Raw genomic sequence first — 1330 nt, forward strand, 5'->3', positions numbered from 1 at the left:
CGTCAACCTGCCCTCTCTCCTCCAGGCTCTGTCCGTCACGCATCACCACGTACGCTACCAGATAAGGGCTGCCCCCCGCTTTACTCTTCGCCACCACCGCCGCTTGTTTGACTGACTCAAGCTGGGTTAACGCCGATTCTATCTCCCCCGGCTCTATCCGATAGCCGCGGATTTTTACTTGAAAATCCGTTCGACCTAAGTACTCCAAATTGCCATCGGGCAACCAACGCACTTGATCACCGGTTTTGTACAACCGGGTATACCCTTTCTCAATGTCACTTTGCGTCGCAAATGGGTTATCAATAAACCGCTCGGCCGTGAGCTCTGGACGGTTTAAATACCCTCTCGCTAAGCCTGCCCCCCCAATGTAAAGCTCACCGGGGACCCCTACCGGAACGAGAGACTGTTGGGCATTTAAGACAAACAATTTTTCATTATCTAGTGGCACACCAATTGAGTTATGCGGACCATTGTTTCTTGACGCACTCCAAATACAGCTTTCAGTTGGACCATAAACCTGAGTCACACACCGGGATACCGTCAATAATGTCTGATTGAGCTCATGTGAAATCGACTCCCCACCGCAGAGAACTTGAATGTTAGATAATATTGTTAAAGTGGGTTTATCCATTTGATCATGCAATGTTTGCCAAACGGAAGGCGTCAATTGCATAACATTAATTTGGTTGAAATGTTTAGCAAGCGTCTTCATTGCCATTTCATGGCTAGATAAAAAGACCGTCCCACTACAAATCAAAGGACTAAACAATTCCAACCCAAAAATATCAAATGTATATTGAGTGATACTTAACGTAGATACTGCGCCGTTTACTATGTATTTTTCATCAATATTTTGTATAAAGTTCGTGATGGCATGTTGTTCAATCATCACCCCTTTAGGCTGCCCTGTCGTCCCCGACGTATACATCACATACGCCAAGTCCGAAGGCCCGCTGCAACACGGTACATTCCCTCTCGAGAGCGATTGACTCAGCGCGTCCTGCTCCACCCTCAACACCATGGGAATCGAGGCGCACTCCGATAGCCAGCTATCAAGCCGTTCAACATGGTGTGACTGCGTCAGCACCATCGGCGTTTGGGTATCGTCCACCATAAACAAAGTGCGAGCTTTTGGGTACGCCGGGGATATCGGCACATACGCCCCGCCCGCCTTCAGCACCGCTAAAATACTGATGACCATCTCCAAACTCCGGTCAAAATACAGCGCGATTAACGTATCCGGCTGCAAAGGAGTGTGATGCTCTTGTTGATGCGTTGCTCGGATAAGCGCCGCCAATTGATTGGCCTTCTCATTCAGCGCCCGGTAGGT

General features: G+C 48.8%; 1 protein-coding gene. It reads right to left on the reverse strand.

What is annotated here, in order from left to right:
- A partial coding sequence (locus ACM2FC_RS23440) for an amino acid adenylation domain-containing protein (protein ID WP_498483450.1) occupies nt 1-1297 on the reverse strand: 1297 nt, incomplete at its 3' end.
- Between the last annotated feature and the right edge of the window lie 33 nt (nt 1298-1330).

The sequence above is a fragment of the Vibrio sp. A37 genome (assembly GCF_059777565.1).